Consider the following 8,657-nt stretch of genomic DNA (forward strand, 5'->3'; position numbering starts at 1 on the left):
GCCGTACGCACCGACGACAGCGGCGATCCGCACCGGCCCGGCCGTCACCCGCAGCGCCGCCACCGTGTCGAGCCCGGCCGTCACCAGCAGCGCGGCCGTGATCATGTACGGACCCGCATCAGTGGCCAGGGCCCACAGCAGCAGCGGGAACTGGGCCACGGCCAGGGCGGAGGGCAGGGGCAGCCGCAGGGCGGCCGTCGCCGGAAGCAGGCCGTACGCCGACCAGATCACCGCGAGCACCGCTGACGCTGCCGCGGCGTACCCGGTCCCGTCCGTACCGGTGAGGGCGGCCTCGTGCAGCGCGTACGCGTCCAGGACGGTCAGGGCGAGCCCGAGCCCCGCCACGGACTCGGCCGTCGACCGCAGCCCCCGCTTCAGCAGGAGCACGGGCCCGGCGAGCGCGGCCAGGGTGACCGCGCCGAGCACCAGCGCCCGCCCGGCGATCCCCATATGACCCCAGCTGACCAGCGTGAACACCGCAGCCGCGAGCGTGAGCAGCACACCGCCGAGGACCAGGAGGACGTTCTGCACGCTGGGTGCGGCGGTCTCCGGGCGGGGCGGTACCGCGGGCGACGGTGCCACCGGCGACGGCTGCTGCATCCGTTGCAGGGCCGACACCAGCCAGGCGCGACGTGTCAGCAACTGGGCCCGGCGGGCGTCCAGTTGCCGGAGTTCGGCATCGAGGAGCCGCAACTCCTCGGCCGGGGGCGGAAGGTACGTCATGCCTGGCAGTGTGGTCCGCGTCACCTCGCACGGCATGAGTGCGGATACTCAGGCGCGTACTCAGACAAGCCCCCACCACGAGTGGGCAGACTGCGGGCATGGACTGGAACCACTATCGCTTCCGCAGCCTGTGGCCCCTGACCGAGCCGCCCGCCACCGTGTACGAGGCGCTGGAACGGGCCGAGGACTACCCCCGCTGGTGGCGCCAGGTCCGGCAGGTGACCCGGCTCGACGAGACCACCGGCGTGATCCGGATCCGCTCCGTCCTGCCGTACGACATGACCTTCACGGCACGGGAGGTGCGGCGCGACCCCGCGGCCGGTGTGCTGGAGACCGCCCTGTCCGGGGACATCGAGGGCTGGGCACGCTGGACGGTCACGCCGCTCGGGCCGGGCAGTCTCGCGCGGTACGACCAGGTCGTGAGCGTGACCAAGCCGCTGCTGAGGAGGCTCGCCGTACCGGGACGGCCCGTCTTCCGCGCCAACCACACGCTGATGATGCGATCCGGGCGGCGCGGACTCGTCAGGCACCTCGAAGCGGTTTGAAGGAAACGTGCCGGGGCCTGTATTGTTCAGTCCGTTCCCGGGCGATTAGCTCAGTGGGAGAGCGCTTCGTTCACACCGAAGAGGTCACTGGTTCGAACCCAGTATCGCCCACCGGAAACAGCCGGTCCGTCTCAGACGGACCGGTTTTTTCATACCCGGACCAGGTGTTCAGGCCGCCGCCGGCAGGTCCGGACGCAGGGGCCAGGCCGGGTCGACCGACTCCTCGACACCGCTGCGCGCGAACCACGCCTGGAGTCCCCGGGCCTGCGCCGCGTGCCACACCGCCTGCAGTGTGTGCAGTTCACCGGGGGCGAGCCGCTCCAGCCGGGACGCGAACCGGCGGCCCACCGCCCGGGTGACCTCCAGCGCCGCCACGGCATCGGCCGCCGCGTCGTGCGCGCCCTCCAGCGTGACGCCGTAGTGCGCGCACAGATCGGTCAGCGTGCGGCGGCCCTTGCGGTAGCGGTCCAGGTGCTTGTCCAGGACCCTCGGGTCGAGCACGAGCAGCGGGGCCGGCTCGAACCAGCGGTCCAGGGCCGAGGCGCGATGGCGGCGCAACTCCCGGTCCAGCAGGGTCAGATCGAACGGCGCGTTCATCACCACGACCGGGCGGCCGGCGTGGGCCTGCTCGGCCAGCACCTCCGCTATCTCGTACATCACAGGCGCCGGCCACCGGCCGTTGCGCTGCAGGTGTTCCTCCGTCAGTCCGTGCACCGCCGTCGCCTCGGCGGGCACCGGCACTCCCGGGTTCACCAGCCAGCGGCTGACCCGCGGCCGGACGCCCGGGGCGTCCTGGACGACGACGGCGGCCGACACGATCCGGTCGGTCTCGACGTCCACGCCCGTCGTCTCCGTGTCGAAGGCGGCCAGCGCCCCCTCGTACCAGCACGTCGTCATAGCCACACAACCCCTCGTTCACCTTCGGCAGTTGACGCACCGTCCGCTGCCCGATTCGGTGATACCCGGGCTGTTTGCGTACTACGCCGGAAGGAGACAACAGGAGTACGGGTTGTTGCAGTTCAGCGGCCCGCAACGGGGACTCACTTGTTCTGGAAGGCTGTTGGCCATGGCCATTGCGCAGCCCGAACGGGGCGGGCTGCTGCCCGAGCGCACGGCTCCCTCCCGCGGCACCCTCGCCACCACCGCCTGCATGGAGACACTGCAGGTCGGCTATCTGCACGCCGTCGCGGCGGCCGCCGGCTGCTCGCTGTCCCAGCCGTTTCCCGACAACGGCATCGACTGGCACGTCAGCCACAGCGCCCCGGGGCACACGGTCGACGACGAGGTCACCATCAAGGTGCAGCTCAAGGCCACCTACCAGGTGCCGCCCAACCCGCCGGGCCGCACCTTCTCCTTCACGCTCGACAACGCCCACCTGGCGAAACTCGCCCGCACACCCGTGTCGGTCCACAAGATCCTGGTGGTGATGCTGGTGCCGCGCTCCCAGGACGACTGGCTGCGCGCCGGCCACGACCGGCTCGACCTCAGGCACTGCTGCTACTGGACCAACCTCGCCGGCCAGCCGATCACCGGCCGCGGCCGCACCACCGTGCGCATACCGACCGCACGCATCTTCGACGACCGGGCCCTGTGCGAGATCATGACGCGGGTCGGGACGGGAGGGAAACCGTGACGCACCGCCCGACCGAGGAGCCACTGAGGGCCGTGCGGCCCCACCCCGTCGACTCCTGGAGCGGCCCTCCTCCCGAGCCCCGCGAGGTCGACCCGGCCGTGCTGAGCGCCCTGCTGCGCCGGCACGGCTGGCTGCGGCGCGGCGGCGCCCCCGGACGCTACGGCCGCTGGACCCCGCCCGGCCCCGGCGGCAGCGGCACGAGCCTGCTGGTGCCGGAGAACCGTGCCTTCCCCGACAGCGACGACCTCCTCGGCGAGGCCCTGCTCGCCCTGTCCCGCAGCGGCTCGCCCTCCGCCCGCGAGGTCCTCGTCTCCCTCGCCGTGCCCAGTGACGAGATCCGCTGGTGGCACGACGTCCCCGCCGGGCCCGCCGGTGCGGCGCCCTGGATCGTCGAGGACCGGCTGCGCACCGCGGCCCGCCGGATGCTGCTCGCGGCGGCACTCGCCGCACGCGCGCGGGCCGGCTACCACGGCGCCCGCCATCGCCGCTCCGCCGCCGCGTCCCTGGAGAACGTCCTCGTCGGCTCCGCCGCCGACGGCCGGCTCACCGCCTTCGTGCCCGTCGCCGGCGGGCGCCCCGTGGCCGTACGCCTCCACCAGGCGCTGTACGCCGCCCGTGAGGCCATCGACTATCAGCGCGCCACGGGCGGCATGGACGCCTTCGACGCCGCGGTCGAGGCCGGGGTGAGCCACGAGCTCACCGAGGCACTCGTCGCCCTGGTCCGGGGCACGGAGGGCGCCCGGATCGCCGTCGAGTGGGCCCCGGCGGCCGGGGTGCCCGAGGGGTGCGCGCCCTCCGCCGAGCCCGTCGAGTTCTCGCCCGGCGACCTGCCGGTCCTGCGCGAGGCGGGCGCCCGCTATCTGCGCGAGGAACCCGCGGTGCCGGTGCGGATCACCGGAGCGGTGGTGCGGCTGCGCAGGTCGGGGCCGCGCGGTGAGGGCACCGTACGGCTGCGGGTACTGGCCGGGGCGGAGGTCCCGAACGTCCGGATCACCCTGGACGAGGAGGGCTACCGGATCGCCGGGCACGCCCACCTCGTCGGACTGCCGGTGCGGGTGCAGGGCCGGCTGGAGAGCCGGGGCGGCTTCCGGCGCCTCACCGGCGCCCACGGCGTCGTACCGGTGCAGGTCGACGACGCCGAGCGGGACCGGCTGATGAAGGCCTTGCAGGAGAACGCCGGGATGGCGGCCTTTTTCGAGGAGGCCTGCGGAGGCGATCGCGGGGACTGCGAGGACTGATTTCGCGGTGGGCGCCCCGGGGTCGGTACGATCCATACTCGTGTGCGCTCCCGTACGGCGCCGCAGCCCCACCTTCAGTCAGGAGAGACCGGTGTCAGACGTCCGTGTGATCATCCAGCGCGATTCCGAGCGGGAAGAACGCGTGGTGACGACGGGCGCTACGGCCGCCGAGCTCTTCGCCGGCGAGCGCTCGATCATCGCCGCGCGCGTGGCCGGCGAGCTCAAGGACCTGTCGTACGCCCTGTCCGAGGGCGACGAGGTCGAGGGCGTCGAGATCTCCTCCGAGGACGGCCTGAACATCCTGCGCCACTCCACCGCGCATGTCATGGCGCAGGCCGTGCAGGAGCTCTTCCCCGAGGCCAAGCTCGGCATCGGCCCGCCCGTGAAGGACGGCTTCTACTACGACTTCGATGTCGAGAAGCCGTTCACGCCCGAGGATCTCAAGGCCGTCGAGAAGAAGATGCAGGAGATCCAGAAGCGCGGGCAGAAGTTCGCCCGCCGCGCGATCACCGACGAGGCCGCCCGCGAGGAGCTGGCCGGCGAGCCGTACAAGCTGGAGCTGATCGGTCTCAAGGGCTCCGCCTCCTCCGACGACGGCGCGGACGTCGAGGTCGGTGCCGGCGAGCTGACGATCTACGACAACCTGGACGCCAAGACCGGCGAGCTGTGCTGGAAGGACCTCTGCCGCGGTCCCCACCTGCCCTCCACCCGGAACATCCCGGCGTTCAAGCTGATGCGCAACGCGGCCGCCTACTGGCGCGGCAGCGAGAAGAACCCCATGCTCCAGCGCATCTACGGCACCGCCTGGCCCACCAAGGACGAGCTGAAGGCGCACCTGGAGTTCCTCGCCGAGGCCGAGAAGCGCGACCACCGCAAGCTCGGCAGCGAGCTGGACCTGTTCTCCGTCCCGGAGCAGATCGGCTCCGGCCTCGCCGTCTTCCACCCCAAGGGCGGCATCATCCGCCGGGTCATGGAGGACTACTCGCGGCGCCGCCACGAGGAAGAGGGCTACGAGTTCGTCTACACCCCGCACGCCACCAAGGGGAAGCTCTTCGAGACCTCGGGCCACCTGGACTGGTACGCCGACGGCATGTACCCGCCCATGCAGCTCGACGAGGGCGTGGACTACTACCTCAAGCCCATGAACTGCCCGATGCACAACCTGATCTTCGACGCGCGCGGGCGGTCCTACCGTGAACTGCCGCTGCGCCTCTTCGAGTTCGGGACCGTGTACCGCTACGAGAAGTCGGGCGTCGTGCACGGCCTGACCCGGGCCCGTGGCTTCACGCAGGACGACGCGCACATCTACTGCACCCGCGAGCAGATGGCGGAGGAGCTCGACAAGACGCTCACCTTCGTCCTCGGCCTGCTGCGCGACTACGGCCTGACCGACTTCTACCTGGAGCTCTCCACCAAGGACCCGGAGAAGTTCGTCGGCTCGGACGAGGCCTGGGAGGAGGCGACGGAGACCCTGAGCCAGGTCGCCGAGAAGCAGGGCCTGCCCCTCGTGCCCGACCCGGGCGGCGCCGCCTTCTACGGCCCGAAGATCTCCGTCCAGACCAAGGACGCCATCGGCCGCACCTGGCAGATGTCGACGATCCAGCTCGACTTCAACCTGCCGGAGCGCTTCGACCTGGAGTACACCGGCGCGGACGGCGCCAAGCAGCGCCCCGTCATGATCCACCGCGCGCTGTTCGGCTCGATCGAGCGCTTCTTCGCGGTGCTCCTGGAGCACTACGCGGGCGCCTTCCCGGCGTGGCTGGCCCCGGTCCAGGCGGTCGGCATCCCGATCGGCGACGCGCACGTCGAGTACCTGGAGAAGTTCGCGGCGGCGGCCAAGCGGAAGGGCCTGCGCGTCGAGGTCGACTCCTCCTCCGACCGGATGCAGAAGAAGATCCGCAACGCCCAGAAGCAGAAGGTGCCCTTCATGGTCATCGCGGGCGACGAGGACATGTCCCACGGGTCCGTGTCCTTCCGCTACCGCGACGGCTCGCAGGAGAACGGCATCCCCTTCGACGAGGCCATCGCGAAGATCCAGAAGGTCGTCGAGGAGCGGGCGCAGGTCTGATCACACGGCGTACGGGCCCCCGGGGAGATCCCGGGGGCCTTTGCCGTCCCCCCAGCTCTACGCCATATGCTGCACTGCATGACGAGTGAGCCGGAGCAGCAGCTGGGAGTGGGGACGCAGGACGCGTTCCAGCGTCTGTGGACGCCCCATCGGATGGCCTACATCCAGGGCGAGAACAAGCCGACCGGCCCGGGCTCGGGCGACGGCTGTCCCTTCTGCTCGATCCCGGCCAAGTCCGACGAGGACGGGCTGGTCGTCCGGCGCGGCGAGCAGGTCTACGCCGTGCTCAACCTCTACCCGTACAACGGCGGGCACCTGATGACCGTGCCCTACCGGCACGTCGCCGACTACACGGACCTCACGGCGGGGGAGACCGCCGAACTCGGCGAACTCACCAAGCAGGCGATGACGGCCCTGCGCACGGCCTCCGGCGCGCACGGCTTCAACATCGGAATGAACCAGGGCACGGTGGCGGGCGCGGGCATCGCGGCGCACCTGCACCAGCACATCGTGCCGCGCTGGGGCGGGGACACCAACTTCATGCCGGTGGTGGGACATACGCGGGTGCTGCCGCAGTTGCTGGCGGACACCCGGAAGATGCTGGCGGAGGCCTGGCCGACGAGCTGAGTCCGGCGGGGCCGGCGTTATGTCGACACCGGCCCCTCCCGCCCGCGGCTCACGAGTCCTACGCGTCGTACACGTCGGCCTTCTTCGGCGAAGCCTCCTGTACGGCCCCGCTCAGCGCCGCCGACCTGGACCCGAACTTCTCCACGTCCACCCCGTTCTCCCGCAGCACCTTCAGCGCCGCCGCATGCACCACACGCAGGACAGGCGTAGCCGCCCGCAACGCGTCGTCGGCCATGAAGCGGTGCCGCCACGGCTGGTCGGCCCACGCATGCCGCAGACCGAACGGCTCCGGGAGCGTCAGACTGCCGCCCAGCCAGTTCAGCAGCGGCGGGTACCAGGTCAGCGGGGCGCGCGCGGCCAGTCGTACCACCTCGTCGGCGTCGATCAGGGGGAGCTTCACGGTGCGGGTCTCCCAGAACTTCAGGGCCTTCTGCACCGCCTTCTCCTTGGCCGCCGGCTTCTCGTTGAACAGGGGGTTGACCGGCCCCAGCGCGTGCCCGGTGACCTCGATGCGCAGGGTGTCGTGCAGCACGGTCACCGTGATCAGCATCGTGATCACCAGATGGCCGTCCCAGAGGGTCCACTGCACGCCGAGGTAGTGCCGGTCGCCGCTGCCGAACTGCTGCTTGTTGCAGATGTCCTGTATGGCGTGCGTCCGGACCGTGTACGCGTCGACGTCCGTGCCGCTCGGCCGGGACACATCCGTCGCCTTCTCGCCGATCGGCGTGACGATCCAGTGCGTGATGGACGGCTTGGGGAAGCCGCCGGTGTTGATGGACGTGCGCTCCAGCATGCCCAGGCCGCCCTGGATCGCCACGATGACGTCCCAGCTGCGGAAGGGGTGGAACTCCTTGTCCGGATCGGCGGAGACCAGCTCCTCGGCCAGTTGCCAGCTGCCCCACCGCGTGCCCATGCCGAGTATGCCCTTGGGACCGGCGTAGAAGACCGAGTTGGACCGCTGCTCGGCGCCGAGGCGGGCCAGCTCCTTGCGCACCTGCTCGGCCGCGTCGCCCGGGTTGCCCGGAACCGCTTCGGGGATCTTGGCGCCCACGCCGCCGCCCGACAGCAGGCTCGACCAGCGCTCCCGCAGGTCACGGGCCGTCCGCTCGCAGATCTGCTTGGCCCAGAACCAGCCGACGACCGGCATGATGACCGCCGCGCGCGCGTACAAGGCCCAGAAGCCCGTGAAGGGCATCTTGATCAGGAACAGCACGGCGAGCGCGCCCACCGCGACCAGCAGGGTCGTGGCGAGGGCGCCGGCGCGCTTGTCCTCGCGCTTGGCCATGGTGGTGCGCAGCGTGAACACCAGCAGCCACACGAGGAAGCCCGGCAGGAAGAGCACCCCGCAGATGACCGTGATCGCCGAGAGCCAGTTGTCGCGGTCGCGGCGGATGCGGTGGGCCGCCAGGCAGTGCTCCACGACGACCTGGGGTTCGATGCCGAAGGACTGGATGACGGGGTTGCGCCCGGCACCCAGCATCCGGTCGATGATGGCGCGGGAGAAGGCCTCGCCGAACCTGGGACGGAGGATCTTCGCCCAGGGGCGCGGCGGTTTCACCTTCGACTGGTGCCACTCGTTGTCGGCGTTGAGGATCTTGGTGACCTCGTCGTCCCGGTACGCCGCCGCGGCCAGTGCGTAGGTCGCCGCCGTCTGCCCAGCCGAACCCGCCAAAGGCACCTGGGCCCCTGGGCTGAAGTCGAATCCGTCTGTCACTGCCGCCCCCATCGCTGCCGCATCCGCATCTGCGGCCTTCCCGACTTCCGCGCTCCGCACACCTGTTGATCAGGTCATCAGCGTATCCGCACGCAATGACATCCGTCGG

7 protein-coding genes, 1 tRNA gene and 1 pseudogene are annotated in these 8,657 nt (G+C 70.9%); 6 read left to right on the top strand and 3 right to left on the bottom strand.

The genetic code is table 11. The annotated features are described in order from the left end of the window. A pseudogene (locus ACFTZL_RS35900) lies at nt 1-723 on the bottom strand (hypothetical protein); the annotation flags it as partial. 98 nt (nt 724-821) lie between these two features. Here ACFTZL_RS35900 and ACFTZL_RS35905 point away from each other — a divergent pair. Beyond that, nucleotides 822-1,268, top strand: coding sequence for an SRPBCC family protein (locus ACFTZL_RS35905; protein ID WP_382591864.1), 447 nt, complete (start codon nt 822-824; stop codon nt 1,266-1,268). A 39-nt stretch (nt 1,269-1,307) separates the two neighbouring features. Then, nucleotides 1,308-1,379, top strand: a tRNA-Val gene (locus ACFTZL_RS35910). Between the two features lie 57 nt (nt 1,380-1,436). Here the strand turns inward: ACFTZL_RS35910 and ACFTZL_RS35915 are convergent. Beyond that, a complete protein-coding gene (locus tag ACFTZL_RS35915; RefSeq protein ID WP_215122594.1) occupies nt 1,437-2,165 on the bottom strand; it encodes a 3'-5' exonuclease in 729 nt (242 codons plus the stop codon). Nucleotides 2,166-2,334: 169 nt separating this feature from the next. On the opposite strand from ACFTZL_RS35915, the gene ACFTZL_RS35920 reads away from it, so the two are divergent. The 4 genes from ACFTZL_RS35920 (at nt 2,335) to ACFTZL_RS35935 (ending at nt 6,834) form a co-directional block, all read left to right on the top strand. Further along, nucleotides 2,335-2,901, top strand: a complete 567-nt coding sequence (locus tag ACFTZL_RS35920) for a DUF4365 domain-containing protein (protein WP_261684048.1) — start codon at nt 2,335-2,337, stop codon at nt 2,899-2,901. After that, complete coding sequence (locus tag ACFTZL_RS35925) at nt 2,898-4,139, top strand: hypothetical protein (RefSeq protein ID WP_382591868.1); 1,242 nt, start codon at nt 2,898-2,900, stop codon at nt 4,137-4,139. The genes ACFTZL_RS35920 and ACFTZL_RS35925 overlap by 4 nt, the downstream gene beginning before the upstream one ends. Before the next feature lie 91 nt (nt 4,140-4,230). Beyond that, the gene (gene thrS, locus ACFTZL_RS35930; RefSeq protein ID WP_382591871.1) at nt 4,231-6,207 is read left to right on the top strand and encodes a threonine--tRNA ligase; all 1,977 of its coding nucleotides are present in this window, start codon (nt 4,231-4,233) and stop codon (nt 6,205-6,207) included. 66 nt (nt 6,208-6,273) lie between these two features. Further along, the gene (locus tag ACFTZL_RS35935) at nt 6,274-6,834 is read left to right on the top strand and encodes an HIT domain-containing protein (protein ID WP_311124712.1); all 561 of its coding nucleotides are present in this window, start codon (nt 6,274-6,276) and stop codon (nt 6,832-6,834) included. A gap of 58 nt (nt 6,835-6,892) precedes the next feature. Here the strand turns inward: ACFTZL_RS35935 and ACFTZL_RS35940 are convergent, their stop codons facing one another. Then, nucleotides 6,893-8,560, bottom strand: a complete 1,668-nt coding sequence (locus tag ACFTZL_RS35940) for a hypothetical protein (RefSeq protein ID WP_382591874.1) — start codon at nt 8,558-8,560, stop codon at nt 6,893-6,895. Nucleotides 8,561-8,657 lie beyond the last annotated feature (97 nt).

Source organism: Streptomyces sp. NPDC056948 (assembly GCF_042674225.1).
In the GTDB taxonomy this organism is placed as follows: domain Bacteria; phylum Actinomycetota; class Actinomycetes; order Streptomycetales; family Streptomycetaceae; genus Streptomyces; species Streptomyces purpurascens.